Origin of the sequence: Flavobacterium ammonificans (assembly GCF_020886115.1) — a bacterium.
GTDB lineage: Bacteria > Bacteroidota > Bacteroidia > Flavobacteriales > Flavobacteriaceae > Flavobacterium > Flavobacterium ammonificans.
Window position 1 is genome coordinate 1949286 of record NZ_AP025185.1, and the last position, 18265, is coordinate 1967550.

General features: G+C 35.3%; 18 protein-coding genes. 9 read left to right on the forward strand and 9 right to left on the reverse strand.

All coding sequences use genetic code 11. The features are described from left to right. Positions 1-5: 5 nt before the first annotated feature. The 9 genes from LPC20_RS08635 to LPC20_RS08675 all read left to right on the forward strand — a co-directional run bounded on the left by LPC20_RS08635 (position 6) and on the right by LPC20_RS08675 (position 8567). Positions 6-626 (forward strand): YdeI/OmpD-associated family protein, encoded by a 621-nt coding sequence (locus LPC20_RS08635; protein WP_229324486.1) that lies wholly within the window; start codon positions 6-8, stop codon positions 624-626. 32 nt (positions 627-658) lie between these two features. Then, complete coding sequence (gene hisB / locus LPC20_RS08640; RefSeq protein ID WP_229324488.1) at positions 659-1792, forward strand: bifunctional histidinol-phosphatase/imidazoleglycerol-phosphate dehydratase HisB; 1134 nt, start codon at positions 659-661, stop codon at positions 1790-1792. A gap of 68 nt (positions 1793-1860) precedes the next feature. Beyond that, positions 1861-2442 (forward strand): imidazole glycerol phosphate synthase subunit HisH, encoded by a 582-nt coding sequence (hisH, locus tag LPC20_RS08645; protein WP_229324490.1) that lies wholly within the window; start codon positions 1861-1863, stop codon positions 2440-2442. A gap of 42 nt (positions 2443-2484) precedes the next feature. After that, positions 2485-3210 carry a 1-(5-phosphoribosyl)-5-[(5-phosphoribosylamino)methylideneamino]imidazole-4-carboxamide isomerase gene (hisA, locus tag LPC20_RS08650; protein WP_229324492.1) on the forward strand — a complete coding sequence of 242 codons (726 nt, stop codon included), beginning with the start codon at positions 2485-2487 and terminating at the stop codon, positions 3208-3210. A gap of 99 nt (positions 3211-3309) precedes the next feature. Continuing rightward, a complete protein-coding gene (hisF, locus tag LPC20_RS08655) occupies positions 3310-4065 on the forward strand; it encodes an imidazole glycerol phosphate synthase subunit HisF (protein ID WP_229324494.1) in 756 nt (251 codons plus the stop codon). A gap of 39 nt (positions 4066-4104) precedes the next feature. Continuing rightward, entirely contained in the window at positions 4105-4704 is a 600-nt protein-coding gene (hisIE, locus tag LPC20_RS08660; protein ID WP_229324496.1) for a bifunctional phosphoribosyl-AMP cyclohydrolase/phosphoribosyl-ATP diphosphatase HisIE, read from the forward strand. Between the two features lie 108 nt (positions 4705-4812). Continuing rightward, on the forward strand, positions 4813-5832 hold the full coding sequence (locus LPC20_RS08665; RefSeq protein WP_229324498.1) for an alkaline phosphatase D family protein: 1020 nt from the start codon (positions 4813-4815) through the stop codon (positions 5830-5832). Between the two features lie 11 nt (positions 5833-5843). After that, a complete protein-coding gene (locus LPC20_RS08670; RefSeq protein WP_229324500.1) occupies positions 5844-7475 on the forward strand; it encodes a M1 family metallopeptidase in 1632 nt (543 codons plus the stop codon). Between the two features lie 99 nt (positions 7476-7574). Further along, positions 7575-8567: a phytanoyl-CoA dioxygenase family protein gene (locus LPC20_RS08675; protein WP_229324502.1), complete on the forward strand. Its 993-nt coding sequence runs from the start codon at positions 7575-7577 to the stop codon at positions 8565-8567. Positions 8568-8637: 70 nt separating this feature from the next. Here the strand turns inward: LPC20_RS08675 and LPC20_RS08680 are convergent, their stop codons facing one another. From LPC20_RS08680 to LPC20_RS08720, 9 genes are read right to left on the reverse strand one after another with little or no spacing between them, the layout of a single operon-like run. After that, positions 8638-9516, reverse strand: a complete 879-nt coding sequence (locus LPC20_RS08680; RefSeq protein WP_229324504.1) for a sugar phosphate isomerase/epimerase family protein — start codon at positions 9514-9516, stop codon at positions 8638-8640. A 19-nt stretch (positions 9517-9535) separates the two neighbouring features. Further along, positions 9536-10420, reverse strand: a complete 885-nt coding sequence (locus tag LPC20_RS08685) for a hydroxypyruvate isomerase family protein (protein ID WP_229324506.1) — start codon at positions 10418-10420, stop codon at positions 9536-9538. 6 nt (positions 10421-10426) lie between these two features. Continuing rightward, positions 10427-11659, reverse strand: coding sequence for a nucleoside permease (locus LPC20_RS08690; protein WP_229324508.1), 1233 nt, complete (start codon positions 11657-11659; stop codon positions 10427-10429). Between the two features lie 35 nt (positions 11660-11694). Next, positions 11695-12420, reverse strand: a complete 726-nt coding sequence (locus LPC20_RS08695; RefSeq protein ID WP_229324510.1) for a 3-keto-disaccharide hydrolase — start codon at positions 12418-12420, stop codon at positions 11695-11697. An 11-nt stretch (positions 12421-12431) separates the two neighbouring features. Next, a complete protein-coding gene (locus LPC20_RS08700; protein WP_229324512.1) occupies positions 12432-13883 on the reverse strand; it encodes a Gfo/Idh/MocA family oxidoreductase in 1452 nt (483 codons plus the stop codon). A gap of 38 nt (positions 13884-13921) precedes the next feature. Beyond that, a complete protein-coding gene (locus tag LPC20_RS08705; protein ID WP_229324514.1) occupies positions 13922-14287 on the reverse strand; it encodes a c-type cytochrome in 366 nt (121 codons plus the stop codon). A gap of 13 nt (positions 14288-14300) precedes the next feature. Continuing rightward, the gene (locus LPC20_RS08710) at positions 14301-15353 is read right to left on the reverse strand and encodes a sugar phosphate isomerase/epimerase family protein (protein WP_229324516.1); all 1053 of its coding nucleotides are present in this window, start codon (positions 15351-15353) and stop codon (positions 14301-14303) included. Between the two features lie 2 nt (positions 15354-15355). Next, complete coding sequence (locus tag LPC20_RS08715) at positions 15356-16519, reverse strand: Gfo/Idh/MocA family protein (protein WP_229324518.1); 1164 nt, start codon at positions 16517-16519, stop codon at positions 15356-15358. Between the two features lie 12 nt (positions 16520-16531). Next, on the reverse strand, positions 16532-18235 hold the full coding sequence (locus LPC20_RS08720) for a GMC oxidoreductase (protein WP_229324519.1): 1704 nt from the start codon (positions 18233-18235) through the stop codon (positions 16532-16534). Positions 18236-18265: the final 30 nt, after the last annotated feature.

Here is an 18265-nt window from a genome sequence, read left to right on the forward strand (position 1 = left end):
AAACAATGATAACTAATATAGAAACCTATTTTGAAGAAGGTTGTGGTCGCTGTTCCAAAATGGCTACTCCTTTGTGCAGAGTACGAACTTGGGAAAACGAGTTACAATTGTTGAGAAGTATTATTTTAGAATGTGGTTTGGTAGAAGAGTTGAAATGGAGTCATCCGTGTTATACTTTCAACAAAAAAAATATTGTAATACTGGGAACAACAAAAGCAAATTGTGTTCTAGGTTTTTTTAAAGGTGTTTTATTGGAAGATAGTCAAAAAATCTTGGTTGCCCAAACGGAAAATATGCAGTCTGCAAGACAATTACAATTCACTAATACAGAGCAAATTGTAAATATAGAAAACACAATAAAAGCCTATATTTTTGAGGCAATAGAGGTAGAAAAATCGGGAGTTAAAGTACCAATAAAAGAACCTATTTCGATTGCAATTCCTGAAGAATTTCAATACTTTTTAGATATGGATGAAGAACTAAAGACAGCATTTGAGGGATTAACTCCAGGAAGACAGAAAGGCTATTTGCTACATTTTTCAGAACCCAAACAATCTAAAACCAAAACGGCTCGAGTAGAAAAATGGATGAATCAAATAAAACGTGGAAAAGGAATGCATGATTAAAAGTTGTTTCTTACTACTAAATTAAAATAAAAATGAAAAAAGTATTATTTATAGATCGTGATGGAACCATCGTAATTGAACCTGCTGATTATCAATTAGACAGTTTAGATAAATTAGAATTTTACCCAAAAGCCTTTCAGTATTTGGCTAAGATTGCCAACGAATTGGATTATGAATTGGCAATGGTAACCAACCAAGACGGATTAGGAACCGATAGTTTTCCAGAAGATACATTTTGGCCTACACAGAATTTCATTTTAAGAGCGTTTGAAAACGAAGGCGTTTTATTTGATGATATTTTCATAGACCGTTCGTTTCCAGCTGACAATGCGTCAACTCGTAAACCTCGTACTGGAATGTTGACCAAATATATTGACAATCCGAAATATGATTTAGCTAATTCATTTGTCTTAGGCGACCGAATTACAGATGTTGCATTGGCAAAGAACTTAGGTGCTAAAGCTATTTTCTTAAATCAACAAGAAGGTTTAGGAAGTGAAGAAATCAAAGAAAATGAAGATTTTAGCGATGTTATTTCCTTACAAACCACCGATTGGAAAACCATTTATGAGTTTTTAAAATTAGAGGCTCGATCAGCAAGTATCGAAAGAAAAACAAACGAAACGGATATTTTTATCCAACTTAATTTAGATGGAACTGGGAAAAGTAAAATCGACACTGGGATTGCCTTTTTTGATCACATGTTGGACCAAATAGCTCGTCACGGTCAAATGGACTTAGAAATTACTGTTAAAGGCGATTTAGAGGTTGACGAACACCATACAATTGAAGATACTGCCATTGCTTTAGGAGAAGTTTTTGCAAAAGCATTAGGAAATAAATTAGGAATTGAACGCTACGGTTTTTGTTTGCCAATGGACGATTGCTTATCGCAGGTAGCCATTGACTTTGGAGGAAGAAATTGGTTGGTTTGGGAAACCGAATTCAAACGCGAAATGGTGGGCAAAATGCCAACTGAGATGTTTTACCACTTTTTCAAATCGTTCTCTGATGGTGCCAAAGCCAATATCAACATCAAAGCGGAAGGAACTAACGAACATCATAAGATTGAAGCTATTTTCAAGGCTTTCGCCAAAGCTATTAAAGTAGCTGTAAAACGCGATACTGAGAAAATGATTTTACCAAGTACCAAAGGAATGTTATAAAATGCTTCGAGCTTTCAGCTATCGGTATTCTGCCCAAAGCTCAAAGCCCTAGGCCCAAAGCATATAAAATGAAAATTGTAATCATCAATTACGGTGCAGGAAATATCCAAAGTATTCTGTTTGCTATAGAACGTTTGGGATATACAGCCGAGTTAACTAATAATCCATACGAGATTGAACAAGCGGATAAAGTCATTTTTCCTGGAGTTGGAGAAGCGAGTTATGCCATGCAAAAACTCAAAGAAAGTGGTTTGAATAGTTTGATTCCAACATTGAAACAACCCGTATTAGGGATCTGTTTAGGGATGCAGTTGATGTGTCAACACTCCGAAGAAGGAAATACAGAGGGCTTAGGCATTTTTGATGCGAATGTCATTCGGTTTTCTAACAAGGTGAAAGTCCCTCAAATGGGGTGGAACCAAATTTATAATTTGAAATCGCCTTTGTTTGAAGGAATTAACAATAACGAATACATGTATTTAGTGCACAGCTATTATGTTCCCAATTGCAGCGAAGCCATTGCTAATACCAATTATGATGTAGAATATGCTTCAGCATTACAAAAAAATAATTTTTACGGAACCCAATTTCACCCAGAAAAAAGTGGCGATATTGGCGAACAAATCCTTGGAAACTTTTTAAAGTTATAAATTTAAAATATCGCATATCAAATATCACAAATCGAATATAGTATGAGAATAATACCAGCCATAGATATCATTGACGGAAAATGTGTTCGTTTATCCAAAGGGGATTACGATACTAAAATCATATACAACGAAAACCCACTTGAAGTAGCCAAATCCTTTGAAGCGCACGGAATTGAGTATTTACATTTGGTGGATTTAGATGGCGCCAAGTCAAGCAAGATTGTGAATTATAAAATTCTAGATCAAATTGCTACACAAACCCAATTGAAAATTGATTTTGGTGGTGGATTGAAATCGGATGCTGATTTGAGGATTGCTTTTGAATCGGGGGCGAACCAAATTACAGGTGGAAGTATTGCCGTGAAAAATAGAGCTGTTTTTGAACAATGGATAGCTGAATATGGTTCGGATAAAATCATTTTAGGAGCAGATGCTACCAATGAAAAAGTAGCCGTTTCAGGTTGGTTAGAAGACTCTAATGAAGATTTAATCCCCTTTATTCAAGACTATCAAAGTAAAGGAATTGAGTATGTCATTTGTACGGATATTGCTAAAGACGGAATGTTGGCTGGACCAAGTTTTGATTTGTATGCTAAAATTTTGGCAACAGCCAAAGGAATTAAATTAATTGCCTCGGGGGGTATTTCTACTTTTGATGAATTACCACAATTAGCCGAATTAGGTTGTGAAGGAACCATCATTGGGAAAGCGATTTACGAAGGAAGGATTTCGTTAAAACAATTAGAGAACTATGTATTAAACCAATAGATTATTTCGCAAAGTTTCGCAAAGTATAGCACAAAGAGGCACTAAAATCTTTGTGATTCTTTGCGAAGTCTTGGTGAATCTCTGTGAAACAAAAAAATAATGCTTACAAAAAGAATCATTCCTTGTTTGGATATCAAAAACGGAAGAACGGTCAAAGGGGTCAATTTTGTGGACTTACGCGATGCGGGAGATCCTGTCGAATTGGCTAAAATCTATTCTGATGAAGGAGCGGATGAATTGGTTTTCTTGGATATTTCAGCTACAGAAGAAGGCCGTAAAACTTTGGTGGATCTAGTTCGCAAAGTAGCAGCTACGATTAATATTCCGTTTACTGTAGGTGGTGGAATCGCATCTGTAGAAGATGTAGAAATATTGTTGCAAAACGGTGCAGATAAAGTATCTATCAATTCTTCTGCGGTAAAAAATCCACAACTGATTACAGATTTAGCTCAGAAATTTGGTAGCCAATGTGTAGTTGTTGCTATTGATGCAAAACAAATTGATGGCGAATGGATAGTGCATTTAGTAGGTGGTAAAGTGCCTACAGATATTAAACTTTTCGATTGGGCAAAAGAAGTAGTAGCACGTGGTGCAGGAGAAATCTTGTTTACCTCAATGGATCATGACGGAACTAAAAATGGATTTGCTAACGAAGCTTTGGCTACATTGTCGCAATTGGTAAATATTCCTATTATTGCTTCAGGTGGAGCTGGGAATATGCAACATTTTATAGATACCTTTGTCGAAGGAAAAGCAGATGCTGCTTTAGCAGCCAGTGTTTTCCATTTCAAAGAAATTGAAATTAAGACCTTAAAAAAAGAATTACAAAATAATCATATTGAAGTTAGAATTTAAATATTACAAATTCAAAACTCATAATTCATAATTACACACATGAACATCGATTTTTCAAAAAGTGCCCATGGATTAATTCCAACCATTATTCAAGATAGCGAAACCAAAGCCGTTTTAATGTTGGGCTATATGAACGAAGAGGCTTTCGTCAAAACACAAGAAACAAAAAAAGTAACCTTTTATAGTCGCTCCAAACAACGCCTTTGGACCAAAGGAGAAGAAAGTGGTAACTTTTTGAACCTAGTAAGTTTCAAAAACGATTGTGACAATGATACACTGCTAATTCAAGTTCAGCCTGTTGGACCAACTTGTCATAACGGAACCGATACCTGTTGGGCAGAAGAAAACCAACCGAATTATGGGTTTATTTCGAATTTGGAACAAACCATCAAAACACGTCGTGACAATGCCGATGCTGAGAAAAGTTATGTGGCTTCTTTATTTGAAAAAGGAATCAATAAAATAGCTCAAAAAGTAGGTGAGGAAGCGGTAGAAGTTGTTATTGAAGCAAAAGACGACAACGATGAATTATTTTTGAGCGAGAGTGCTGATTTACTTTTCCACTATCTTATTTTATTACAAGCCAAAGGTTTTCAACTCAATGATGTCATTGAAGTTTTGAAAAGGAGACAGAAATAAATTCATTTCAATTTCACTATTATAAACCCAATAGATTCAATTCTATTGGGTTTTGTTTTAATTATAAATAAAATCATTTACATTTACTTTTCTATTTAATTGAAGAAAATGATATTTATCCGTCCTAAATTTACTTACCAATTAGCGGTAATTATTTCACTAATTACGCTTTCTAGTTATTCTCAAACTAAAACCTATTCCATTGCTTTTGGTTCTTGTGACAATCAAAGACTCAAAAACGAATTATGGAAATCTATTGATGAAAACCATCCTGTAGCTTGGATTTGGGGAGGTGATGATGTCTATTCAGATACCGAAGACATGAATGAGCTTAAAGAAAATTATGCTATTCAGAAAAATGATAGCGATTATTTACAATTTATAGCCAATAAACAAATTTTAGGAACTTGGGACGATCATGATTATGGCCTTAACGATGGAGGAGAAGAATACCAGTATAAAAGAGAAAGTCAGCAATTATTATTGGATTTTTTAGGAACAGCCAAAGACGCTCCAGAACGTTTTAGAGACGGCGTTTATAATTCTAGAGTTATTAATTTTGATGGAAACAAAGTCAAAATAATCGTATTAGACACTCGCTTCTTTAGAACTGCTGTCACAAAATCAGTGAATTCCAAAAAACGTTTACAGCCCAATCCGTATGGACAAGGAACAATTTTAGGAGAAGCACAATGGAAATGGTTAGAAGAAGAACTTTCTACATCTGATGCGCAATTCAATGTAATTGTAAGCAGTATTCAATTGCTATCGGACAAGCATGGTTTTGAATGTTGGGGTAATTTTCCGCATGAAATTGATCAATTGGAAAAATTGCTTGTGACATCAAAAGCGAAAGGCGCTTTTATCATTTCTGGAGATCGCCACATTGCCACTTTTTCTTCTAAAAAAGTCACTAACTTAAACTATCCTTTAGTAGATTTCACTTCAAGTGGATTAACACATGTCTATTCTAGTTTTTCTGGTGAAGAAAACCCTTATATAGTAGGAAAAGTGGTATCTGAGAAAAATTTCGGTTTATTGCAATTTGATTTCACAAACAATCGTGTCATCATGCAAATTCACGGATTAGAAAACAAACTTTTAGGTGAACATATTCAGCAATATTAAATCTTTGGATAATGAATAATAAAGCGATTTACCTGTTTGTTGTGTTTTTGGTTACCAATACCATTTTGGCACAAAAATTTACTAGACAAGATAGCTTACGTGGAAGTATTACGAAAGAAAGAAGTTGGTGGGATCTAAAAAAATACCACTTGGATATCAAAGTCAATCCTTCGGATAGTACCATTATTGGTTCAAATACAATTGATTATCAGGTTGTAGAAAAATACAATGTGATGCAAATTGATTTGCAAGAGCCAATGCAAATTACCAAAATAGTACAAGACGGAATCCAATTGAAGTATCAAAGAGAAGGGAATATCTATCATGTATATTTGGCAGCCAATCAAAACAAAGGAGACATGAATAAACTTGTGGTTTTTTATGGTGGAAAACCCAAAATAGCGGTTAACCCACCATGGGATGGTGGAATTACCTGGAAGAAAGATGAAAACGGAAAATCATTTATTGCCTCTTCTTGTCAAGGATTAGGCGCTAGTGTTTGGTGGCCTAACAAAGACCATATGTACGACGAAGCTGAATCGATGACGATAAGCGTCAATGTACCAAAAGGATTAATGAATATTTCCAATGGTCGTTTGGTTAGTACCAAACCATTAAAAGACAATACGACGACCTACACTTGGCAAGTAAATAATCCAATTAATAATTACGGAGTTAATATTAACATTGGTGATTATGTGACCTTTTCAGAGAAATACAAAGGCGAAAAAGGTGATTTAGATTGTCAATACTTTGTGTTGCGAAATAATTTAGCTAAAGCCAAAAAACAATTTCAAGATGTTCCTAAAATGCTAAAGGCTTTCGAACATTGGTTTGGACCGTATCCTTTTTATGAAGATAGTTATAAATTGGTTGAAGTGCCATATTTAGGCATGGAACACCAAAGTAGTGTGACCTATGGAAATGGCTATCAAAACGGCTATCGTGGACGTGATCTAAGCGGCACAGGTTGGGGATTGAAATTTGATTTTATTATAATTCACGAGTCAGGACATGAGTGGTTTGCAAACAACATTACTTATAAAGATATAGCCGACATGTGGATTCACGAAAGTTTTACTAATTATTCGGAGAGTTTGTTTGTAGAATACTATTATGGCAAAGAAGCCGGTGCAGCTTATGTTCGTGGTACTCGTAAAAACATACAGAATGACCAACCGATTATTGGCCAATACGATGTCAACAATGAAGGTTCTGGTGATATGTATTACAAAGGTGGAAATATGTTGCATACGATTCGTCAAATAATTAATGATGACGAAAAATGGCGACAAATATTAAGAGGTTTGAACAGTACTTTTTACCATCAAACGGTAACAACTCAACAAATTGAAAACTATATTAGTGAACAAGCTGGTATTGACTTAACGCCAGTTTTTAATCAATATTTGAGAGATACACGAGTACCCATTTTAGAATATTATTTCAAAGAAAAACAATTGGTGTATCGTTGGATTAATTGTGTGGATGGGTTTACGATACCAGTTAAGGTTGATTTAAATGGAGAATCTTTAAGAATCCTTCCGACCAAGGAATGGAAAATACAGACGCTAGCCACAACCAATTCAAAATTGACAATTGATGCTAATTATTATGTAGCAGGGTTTGATAGTAGTAATTAGCAGTAGGATTTCAAACCATTGGATAAACGAATATCTTCAGTAATAATGAAGGGTTTTTTTAATTAAATTTGAGAAACCGAATCAACAAACTATTGAATTATGGAAGCTAACAACCAAAACATGACGCCTACAATGACTCCTACAATGGCAGCTAATGCACATGCCGATATACCGGGAAATCCATCCGTGGCTAAATCAAGTTTACATAAATTGAATGATCGCTCTAATGGCAAACCACTTCGTTTATTGACTGAAGAGCAATGGAATTTTTGGATAAACAATGGATACATTGTAATCAAAAATGCCGTACCAAAAAAAAATGCAGAACGATTGGCTAATTTTATTTGGGAATTTGAAGAAAAGGATCCGAATGATTCTTCTACTTGGTATGCACCACCAAGAGCAGAAATGCAAATGAAAGAATTGACCAATAGTGGAATGGTGGAGTTATACAATCACCAATACCAATGGGACAACCGACAAATGCAGAAAGTATATGATGCCTTTGCTGATGTTTGGGGAACTGAAAAGTTATGGGTTACAATCGATAGAGCCAATTTAAACTTTCCTGTACGTCCAGATCATGAATTCAAAGGATTCATCCATTGGGACTACGATCCTGAAACCAAACCGCAGATCGTACAAGGTGTAATTGCTTTGGTTGATACTACGGATGAGAATATGGGTGGTTTTCAATGTATTCCTGAATTGTTCCGTACGTATGATACTTGGAAATTAACCCAACCTGAGGATAGACATCGTTTCCAACCTGACACAACCGATTTTAAAGATCAATTTGTAAAAGTTAAAATGGAAGTAGGCGATTTATTAATTTTTAATAGTTTGCAACCACACGGAATTCGTCCTAATTTAACTAAAGATAAAGTGCGTATAGCGCAATATATTTCAATGATGCCTGCAGAGGAAGATAATGAAGAGTTAAAAGCTTGGCGTATCAATTCTTGGAAAAACAGAATTGCACCTGAGGGATATGCATTTCCTGGCGATCCAAGGAAATGGGAAATCACAAAACACAAAACAGCCGAATTAAGCGATTTAGGTAAAAAGCTTTTGGGGTTAGAGAAGTGGTAAATCTACTTTAAATAAAAATGGGTATTTAATTAAAAACTAATTAAATACCCCTTTTTTATGTTCAAAAAATTTATATTAAATTTTTAGCAATATAATCAAAACTTATTTTGATCGATTCGGCAGGATTTGGAATATAATTGGTTTCATGTTCTAAAAAGAAACGTTTCATTCCTGACAATTTAGCTTGTGCAAAAATAGCTTTGAAATCAATAGCTCCTTTGCCAATTTCTGCATTCCATTCTTTATTGGCTTTGTCCATATCTTTTACGTGCCACATTGTGAAACGCCCTGGATGTTTTTTAAATAAGTCTAATGGATTATGACCTGCTCTAACAGCCCAGTATAGGTCCAATTCAAAATCAACTAGATTAGGATCGGTTTCGTTCAATAAAATTTCGTATCCGTTAGTATCGCCAAATTGATCAAATTCAAAATCATGATTGTGATACGCTAATTTTAAACCTGCAGCATGGCATTGTTGTGCCACTTTATTTACACCGGCTGCTAATTTTTTATAATCAGCTGCAGAAGTCCCTCTTAATTCAGGTAAAATCCATGGAATAGTAACATATTCACTTCCTAAAACTTTTGCCGCTTTGATGTAGGCATTTAAATCGCTAAGATCCCCAGTTTTAATAAAGTTATTGAAATCAAAATGATTACTTGTAGCTTTCAAACCATTGGCGTCCAGGATCGCTTTGAAATCAGTAACTGATGTTCCAAAGAAAGCATTGTCTTTTGGAGAAAAACCAAATGTTTCCACTTCTGTAAATCCCGCTTTGGCGATTTGTGCTAAAACTCCTTTTACATCTTTAGGTAAGGTATCGCGTAAAGTCCATAATTGAATCCCTATAGCTTGTTTTTTATTTGTAAAGGCTAGGGAAGGAGCAATAGCTAAAGTACCTAGTACTAAACCACTGTTGATTAAAAATTCTCTTCTTTTGTTCATGGTTCTTATTTTTGGTTAGTTAAATATCACAAATCGTTATGGCTTGTTGTAGAGAGGCTAATTTATCTGGATTTTTAGGAACAAACTCTTGTCCTACAAAACCTTTGAAACCAGTTGCAGCAATTGCTGACATTATAGCAGGATAATTCAATTCTTGTGTTCCATCAATCTCATTTCTACCAGGAACACCAGCCGTATGAAAATGAGCTATATATTGAATGTTATTAATAATAGTACGAATCACATCGCCTTCATCAATTTGCATGTGATAGATATCATATAGTAACTTAAAATTGGGAGAGTTGATTCGCTTAGCGAGTTCGACACCCCAAGCCGTTCTTTCGCATTGATAATCTTTATGATCAATTCTACTGTTTAATAATTCCATTACTAAAGTTATATTGTGCTTTTCAGCCAATGGAATTAATTTCTGTAATCCAATCACACAATTAGTCCAGCCTTCTTCATCTGATTTACCTCGGCGATTGCCACTAAAACAAATTAGATTTTTATAACCTGCTTCTGCTACTTTCGGAATCATTTCAGTATAACGCTGAATTAGTTTTTCATGAAATTGAATGTCATTAAAACCGTCCACTAAATTCAGCTCAGCACCATTACACATAGTTGAAATTAAATTGTGTTTTTTTAAAGTTGGCCAAGCTTCAGGACCTACCAAATCAATTCCTGTTATCCCTATTTTTTTAGCTTCTATACATAAGGTTTCCAAATCTAATGAATCAAAACACCAGCGTGAAACAGAATGATTGATATTGCCTTTAAGATTTACAAAGGATGTTGATTTTGGCAAATCAAAAGCAGACAATTCTAAAGGAAAACTTAGCACAGCAGTGCTGGCAAGCATTCCTTTGATAGCTGAACGTCTATTGAGGTTGGTTTTCATTATTAATTAATGAGAAACTTCTGTTTTACTTTTGTCATTGAATGTCAAAGCAAATAATACAAAAACGGCTAAAGCAATTCCAGCAGGAATAATCCAAACCATTTCCCAATTGATGGTTCCTGTCGCTGTCTTATAATTATCGGTAATCCATCCCGCAACAGCAAAACCAATTAACATTCCAACACCATATGTGGCTAAAGTAATCAACCCTTGAGCAGCACTTTTATATTTTTCGCCTGCTTTCGAGTTCGTATAAATTTGCCCAGAAACAAAGAAGAAATCATAACAAATTCCGTGTAAAGCAATTCCTATAATTAGCATAAAGCTCAATTCGCCACCATTTCCATAAGCAAATAATACATAACGAATCGCCCAAGCTAACATTCCAACTAAAATGGTTTTCTTGAAACCGTATTTAGAAAAGAATACCGGTATTAACAATAAGAATAAAGCTTCTGATATTTGACCAATAGCCATTTTTCCCGTTGGATTTTCCAATCCAGCTTCAGTTAAGAATAAATTTGCATTTTGGTAATAAAAAGCCAATGGAATGCAAATCAAAATAGAAGCAATGAAGAAAATTGCAAAGTTTTTGTCTTTCAATAATTTCAACGCATCCAATCCGATGATATCACCAATTTTAATTTTTTCATCAGATACTTTAGGTGGAGTAGCAGGTAAAGTAAAACTAAACAGTCCTAAAACTAAAGCAGCACCTCCAGCTAACAAAAAAGTATTTTTTAACATTCCTTGAGCCACATTTTCAGCTGCATCCCAATGGAAGATAAAACTAATCGATAAACCAGCTACAATCCATCCAATAGTACCCCAAACACGAATAGTAGAAAATTCTTTTTCAGGATCTTTCATTTGGTTAAAGGCAACTGAATTCACCAATGCCAATGTTGGCATATACAAAATCATATAACTTAGAACATAGGTATAAAAAATCCCAATATCATTAGATTGGTACATTTGGTACATTAAAAATGCCCCAACTAAATGCAATACTCCCAAGATTCTTTCAGCATTAAAATAGCGATCAGCAATTAAGCCTATAATAAATGGCGCAATTATAGCTCCCCATGATTGAGTTGAAAAAATAGCTCCTACAATTGAGCCCTCAGGATCTGAAAAATTAAACTTTAAAAAAGTTCCTAAAGTTACAAACCATGCACCCCAGATAAAAAATTCTAGGAACATCATGCTTGATAATTTGATTTTATTTGTTGTATTCATAAATAGGTTTTGGTTTGGTTAGTTGGGATTGGGAATTATTTACAACCTGTAGTGGTTTGCATGGTATTCCATTCTTTAATCATAATATTTCGATACCACACATGGTCTCCGTGGTCTTGTAGCGCAATTTTACCTGATTGAAATGCAGCAAAACCTGGCCAAGTAGCAAATTTACTTCCTGCTACCAAAGCTTTAAATTTATCATCCCAAAGCATGGTTTCTACCACTTTTACTCCGTTCAATAGCATTTGTAACTTTCCGAATTTACATACAATATCAACCGAATTCCATTCACCAACAGGTTTTACAGGTTCTGAAGTACTTTTAATTAAATCGTATAAATCACCAGCTCTATGCTTTTCTATGTTCCCATCAGGATGCCCATTGTTATCCAAAACTTGCATCTCTAGACCAGTTTCGTAGGTGTTCTTAAATTTAGTTAAATCTTCATTTACGTAAAAAATAATTCCACTATTCGCATTTGCAGCCACTTTCCATTCTAATTTTAAATGGAAATTTTCATACTCTTTATCGGTTACTAGATCGCCACCTTGACCATTTTTTGCAGCTGCTGGGTCAAAATGCAATTCGCCGTTTTCTACTTTCCAAGCAGATGTAGCTTTTTGTTTTCCGTAAGTATGCCAACCAGCTGTAGAAGTTCCGTCAAATAGAGAAACAAATCCTTTTGGTAAAGCCGTTTGTGCGTTAGCTGTTTGCATCAAAATAGTTACTAGTGCTATTTTAAAAATATTCTTAATCATTTTAGTTTGTATTATAGTGTTAAATTTTTCCAACCTTCGCGGTACTCGCGTTTTACGAATTGATTGACTTCATCAAAATTAGTAATTTTCATATTGTCATTATCCCATAACAATTTTGCAGAACGACCTGGATACACATCTTCTCCTAATTCGTCACGAACGATGTCATATCCTCTGATAGCAAGATTTGCAATTAATAAAGCTTCGGTTAACGGTCCAGCAATTTCAAATCCAGAACTTACTTCTTTCTTACCATAACCTGCAATCGCAGCATCAACCCATTGCTTGTAATGACCTTCCATACCATCTTTTACACGAGCATATTTCTGCGCTACTTGTATATCTTCATTTCTGCTTAATGGTAATAATCTTGGATTTAATCCGTAAGTGTCACACATCATTTTCCCTTTAGTTCCGATGAATAAAGTTCCATTTCCTCCGTCTCCAAAAATTTCATTTGGACCTAGCTCTTCAGGTCGAACCGGTTGAATACCGCCGTCCATCCAATGCACTTTAACATCACCTAAAGTTTTATCAGTTTTAGGGAAAGTTAAAGTAACATGACTTGAAGGTGGACAACTTTCTGGGAAATACCCTCGTTTAAATTCATCAACATAAACCGAACCAACACTGCATTGAACATCTTTAGCATATTTTAAATTCAATACACTAAATGGAGTTTCTAATAAGTGACAACCCATGTCTCCTAGGGCTCCAGTTCCATAATCCCACCAACCTCTCCAGTTGAATGGTACTAATTTATCTACATAATTTTTATAAGGAGCTGTTCCTAACCATAAATCCCAATCCAATTCTTTTGGAATAGGCTGAGTATTGGTAGACCAAGGAATACCTTGTGGCCAAACTGGGCGGTCAGTCCAAGCATAAATAGTATGCACATCACCAATTAAACCTGCTTCATACCATTCTTTCATAGTACGAGAGGCATCATTAGAAGATCCTTGATTTCCCATTTGGGTAACGACTTTGTATTTTTTAGCAGCTTCAGTTAGGATACGAGCTTCGTAAATATCATGAGTCATTGGTTTTTGTACATAAACATGCTTACCTAATTGCATAGCTCCTAAACATTGAATAGCGTGGTTATGATCTGGTGTAGAAACAGAAACGGCATCAAAATTTTTGTGCTCTTTGTCTAACATTTCACGCCAATCTTTGTAAAACTTTGCTTTTGGAAAAGCGTTTACACTATTAGCAGCTCTTCTTGTATCAACATCACAAAGAAAACCAATATCGGCTTTTCCACTTTTATGAAACATGGCAATATCGGATTGGCCTTTTCCACCCACACCAATGCCAGCAATTACTAAGCGGTCACTTGGTGCAACAAATCCTCTACCTAATACATGGCGAGGCACAATCATAAAGGCTGCAGCAGCCATCGCAGATGTTTTTATAAAATCACGACGATTATTCGTTGGTTTATTTTCTTCTTTTTTCATGGTTATTTTTTGTTAGTCAATACAAATACAACTAAGTATTATTTTTTCAATCCTAAAATATATTGCGCCATTGATTTGGCATCTTCTTTTTTCAATGATGAGTGAGCTGACATGGGCATTGTACCCCAAACACCAGAACCTCCTTTGATAATTTTACCTGCTAAGTAATTAACATTTTTATCGTTATTTGGATATTTTTTAGCAATTTCTACATATGAAGGGCCAATTAATTTTTTATCTAATTTATGACATCCTACACAATCTGATTTTGCAATAAGTTTTTCACCATCATTAGATTGTTCTACGATAGCCGTTTTTTTGATGTATTTTTTATCTGAATCAATAGTAGAAAAAGATGCTAAAGTCAATACGGCAAGGCCAAGTAATAAAAAGTTACGTTTCATTTTTGTGTGTTTATTATAATCCTAAATTTTTTCTGTTTAATTGGGTGTTGGTTTCCACAGCAGCAAAATCATCAAACGCTTTATCGGTTACTTTGATAATGTGTTTTTTAATAAATTCAGCCCCTTCACGAGCACCGTCTTCTTGATTTTTAATGCAACATTCCCATTCCATAACTGCCCAACCCTTATAATCGTATTGTGCTAATTTGCTGAAAATAGTTTTGAAATCAATTTGTCCATCACCAGGCGAACGATAGCGTCCTGCGCGGTTAGCCCAACTTTGGTATCCACCAAAAGTCCCTTGCTTACCGGTTGGGTTAAATTCAGCATCCTTAACATGGAAGGCTTTAATACGTTCGTGATAAAAATCGATATACTGAATATAATCCAATTGTTGCAATACAAAATGGGATGGATCGTACAATAAACAAGCTCTAGAATGATTGTTTACCGCTTTCAAAAACATTTCGTAGGTTTCTCCATCAAATAAATCTTCTCCTGGGTGAATCTCATAACAAACATCCACACCATTCTGATCAAATTCATTCAAAATAGGCAACCAACGTTTGGCTAATTCAGCAAATCCTTCTTCAATTAATCCCGGTGGTCTTTGTGGCCAAGGGTGGAAGTATTGCCAAAGTAATGAACCACTAAAAGTAGCGTGGGCATTTAAACCTAAATTTTGAGAGGCTTTCGCAGCATATTTCATTTGTTGTACTGCCCATTCTTGACGTGCTTTTGGATTCCCACGCAAAGCAGCAGGAGCAAAGCCGTCAAAGAAATCATCATATGCGGGATGAACAGCTATTAATTGTCCTTGTAAGTGGGTTGACAATTCTGAAATTTGTAAGCCATAGGAAGCCACTTTTCCTATCAATTCATCTGCATAGGTTTTACTTTCTGCCGCTTTTTGTAAATCAATAAAACGTGCATCCAATGTTGGCATTTGAATCCCTTTGAAACCTAAATCAGCTGCCCATTGACATATTCCGTCCAATGAATTAAATGGAGCTTTGTCTCCAATAAATTGTGCTAAAAAAACCGCTGGTCCTTGAATTGTTGTCATAATTATAAAACGTTAGGAGTCCATTTTTTATCAGACTGAGCTGATAAAACTACATTATCAATAAATGCCATTCCTCTTAGACCGTCTTCAATAGAAGGGAAGTCCAACATTTCTGGTGTAGGCTCGGTACCATCTATTTTGCATCCTAATGTCAATGCAAAATTTCTATAGATATTGGCAAAAGCTTCCAAATATCCTTCTGGATGTCCACCTGGAGTTCTACAATTGTGTCTGGCAAAAGAAGATAAATGAGTATAATTCGAACCTGCTCTTAAAATTTGCATTGGTTCTTCTAACCATTTTACAATTAAAGAGTTGGGCTCATGTTGTAACCATTCGATGCCGCCTTTTTCACCATACACTCTAATTTTAACTGCATTTTCTTCACCAGCAGCAACTTGAGAAGCCATTAAAACACCTTTAGCACCATTGTCAAATTTCAATAAAACAGCACCATCATCATCCATTACACGTCCTTCGACTAAAGTATTCAATTCAGCACAGATGTCAGTAATTTTTGAACCTGTAATGTATTCTGCTAAATGAGCTGCATGAGTTCCGATATCACCCATAACTGAGCTTTTTCCAGATTTTTTAGGATCAGTTCTCCAAGCTGCTTGAGCGTTACCTTCTCTTTCGGATAATTTACTTAACCATCCTTGAGGATATTCTACCCAAACCTTACGAATTTTACCTAATTTTCCTTCTCTAACCATCGCTTTGGCTTGTTTTACCATTGGGTAACCAGAGTAGGTATGTGTTAAACAAAGAGTTAATCCTGTTTCTTTTAATTTTTGTTCCAATTGTTTAGCTTCCTCTAAAGAAAACGTAATTGGTTTTTCGATTACAACATTAAATCCGTGATCCAAAGCCATCATGGCAGGAGCGAAGTGAGCAAAGTTGGGAGTTACAATCGTAACAAAATCAATTCGCTCATCAGCTGGTAAAGCCGCTTCCGCTTTGATCATTTCTTCATAGGTTAAATAGGTTCTTGATTCAGGAAGAAACAAAGCTTTTCCTGATGCTACTGCTATTTCAGGATTGATACTTAGAGCACCACAACTTAATTCAATTAAACCATCCATATTGGCAGCCAAACGATGTATGGCTCCGATAAATGCATCTTGGCCACCACCGACCATTCCCATTCTTAATTTTCTTGTCATAATATATGTAACCTAGATATTTTTTTTCTTTAATTCTTTTACTGCGTAATCAGCTGCACGAGCGGTTAAGGCCATAAATGTTAATGAAGGGTTTTGGCATGCAATAGAAGGCATACAAGATCCATCAGTAACAAATACATTACTTACTTCATGCATTTGATTCCATTTGTTTAATACAGAATCTTTAGGATCATTACCCATGCGAGCGGTACCCATTTCGTGGATTGCCATTCCTGGATAGTAATCGTTATCATAGGTTTGGATATTTTTCAAACCAGCAGCTTCCAACATTTCAGCTGCATCGTTCATCATATCTTCACGCATTTTAGCTTCGTTATCTTTTGTTTCACAATCAATAGCTAAAACCGGCTGACCCCATTTGTCTTTTTTAGAATGATCAATGTATACTTTGTTTTCGTAATATGGAAGCATTTCACCAAAACCACCTAATCCCATTCTCCAATGATCTGCTGGTTTTGACATATTGTTTTTGAAATCAGCTCCAAAAGCTAATTCTGCAACATCAGCTTGCCAATTTCCACGACTTGCTCCACCTTGGTAACCAAAACCTCTTAAATAATCACGTTTGTCATTACCATAGTTTTGGTAACGTGGAATGTAAATCCCATTTGCTCTACGTCCATAAGTGTATTTATCTTCAAATCCTTCAGCAGTACCTTCAGCTCCACAACGGAAATGGTGATCCATTAAGTTATGACCTAATTGTCCACTTCCATTTCCTAATCCATTTGGATGAGCTTCTGAAGTAGAATTTAATAATATAAAAGTAGAACCCAATGTAGAACCGTTCACAAAAACGATTTTAGCATAAAATTCCATAGTTTCATTTGTCTCTGCATCAATGACCATAACACCTTTTGCTTTTTTGGTGTCTTTATCATAAATGATATGATTTACAATAGAGTAGGGTCTAACAGTTAATTTTTTTGTTGCCATTGCTGCTGGCAAAGTAGACGATTGTGTACTGAAGTACGCTCCAAAAGGACAACCTCTACTACACAAGTTACGGTATTGACAATTTCCTCTTCCAAGGTGAGGAACAGTTAAATTGGCTGTACGACCAATTGTCAAAATACGTTCTCTATTATAATGTTTTTCAATTCGCTCTTTAACTGATTTTTCAACACAATTTAAGTCCATTGGAGGCAAAAATTGACCGTCAGGTAACAAAGGCCAACCTTCGTTTTGGCCACTAATCCCTGCGAATTTTTCAGCATAATCATACCAAGGTGCAATATCTTTATAGCGAATTGGCCAGTCATTTCCATGTCCATCTCTTTTATTATCTTCAAAATTGTGGTCGCTAAAACGGTAACTTTGACGTCCCCACATCAATGATTTACCACCCACATGAAATCCTCTATACCAATCAAAACGTTTATCTTCAGTGTACGGACATTCTAAATCGTTTACCCACCATTTTTCATTAGCTTCTTGATACGGATAATCTCTAATTTGTACAGGATGAGTCTTTTTTTGTTCCTCAGTCATTTTACCTGCATGCTTGAATTCCCATGGATCTTTCATAGCTGATTCATAATCAGTAATGTGCTCAATGTTCATTCCGCGCTCTAACATCAAAACACGTAATCCTTTTTCAGTCAACTCTTTAGCAGCCCAACCTCCACTAATACCTGAACCTATGACAATCGCGTCATAAGTATTCTGTTCTTTTAAATTCGTATTAATATTCACGATATATATTTTTAAGTTTAAACTAATTTA

Excerpts from the sequence above, each read along its gene's own strand:
- LPC20_RS08675 (WP_229324502.1), top strand. The coding sequence starts at position 7,575 with ATGGAAGCTAACAACCAAAACATGACGCCTACAATGACTCCTACAATG.
- LPC20_RS08705 (WP_229324514.1), bottom strand. The coding sequence starts at position 14,287 with ATGAAACGTAACTTTTTATTACTTGGCCTTGCCGTATTGACTTTAGCA.
- LPC20_RS08685 (WP_229324506.1), bottom strand. The coding sequence starts at position 10,420 with ATGAAAACCAACCTCAATAGACGTTCAGCTATCAAAGGAATGCTTGCC.
- hisB (WP_229324488.1), top strand. The coding sequence starts at position 659 with ATGAAAAAAGTATTATTTATAGATCGTGATGGAACCATCGTAATTGAA.
- LPC20_RS08710 (WP_229324516.1), bottom strand. The coding sequence starts at position 15,353 with ATGACAACAATTCAAGGACCAGCGGTTTTTTTAGCACAATTTATTGGA.
- hisF (WP_229324494.1), top strand. The coding sequence starts at position 3,310 with ATGCTTACAAAAAGAATCATTCCTTGTTTGGATATCAAAAACGGAAGA.
- LPC20_RS08700 (WP_229324512.1), bottom strand. The coding sequence starts at position 13,883 with ATGAAAAAAGAAGAAAATAAACCAACGAATAATCGTCGTGATTTTATA.
- hisA (WP_229324492.1), top strand. The coding sequence starts at position 2,485 with ATGAGAATAATACCAGCCATAGATATCATTGACGGAAAATGTGTTCGT.
- LPC20_RS08680 (WP_229324504.1), bottom strand. The coding sequence starts at position 9,516 with ATGAACAAAAGAAGAGAATTTTTAATCAACAGTGGTTTAGTACTAGGT.
- LPC20_RS08715 (WP_229324518.1), bottom strand. The coding sequence starts at position 16,519 with ATGACAAGAAAATTAAGAATGGGAATGGTCGGTGGTGGCCAAGATGCA.
- hisH (WP_229324490.1), top strand. The coding sequence starts at position 1,861 with ATGAAAATTGTAATCATCAATTACGGTGCAGGAAATATCCAAAGTATT.
- LPC20_RS08695 (WP_229324510.1), bottom strand. The coding sequence starts at position 12,420 with ATGATTAAGAATATTTTTAAAATAGCACTAGTAACTATTTTGATGCAA.
- LPC20_RS08690 (WP_229324508.1), bottom strand. The coding sequence starts at position 11,659 with ATGAATACAACAAATAAAATCAAATTATCAAGCATGATGTTCCTAGAA.
- LPC20_RS08670 (WP_229324500.1), top strand. The coding sequence starts at position 5,844 with ATGAATAATAAAGCGATTTACCTGTTTGTTGTGTTTTTGGTTACCAAT.
- LPC20_RS08665 (WP_229324498.1), top strand. The coding sequence starts at position 4,813 with ATGATATTTATCCGTCCTAAATTTACTTACCAATTAGCGGTAATTATT.
- LPC20_RS08635 (WP_229324486.1), top strand. The coding sequence starts at position 6 with ATGATAACTAATATAGAAACCTATTTTGAAGAAGGTTGTGGTCGCTGT.
- hisIE (WP_229324496.1), top strand. The coding sequence starts at position 4,105 with ATGAACATCGATTTTTCAAAAAGTGCCCATGGATTAATTCCAACCATT.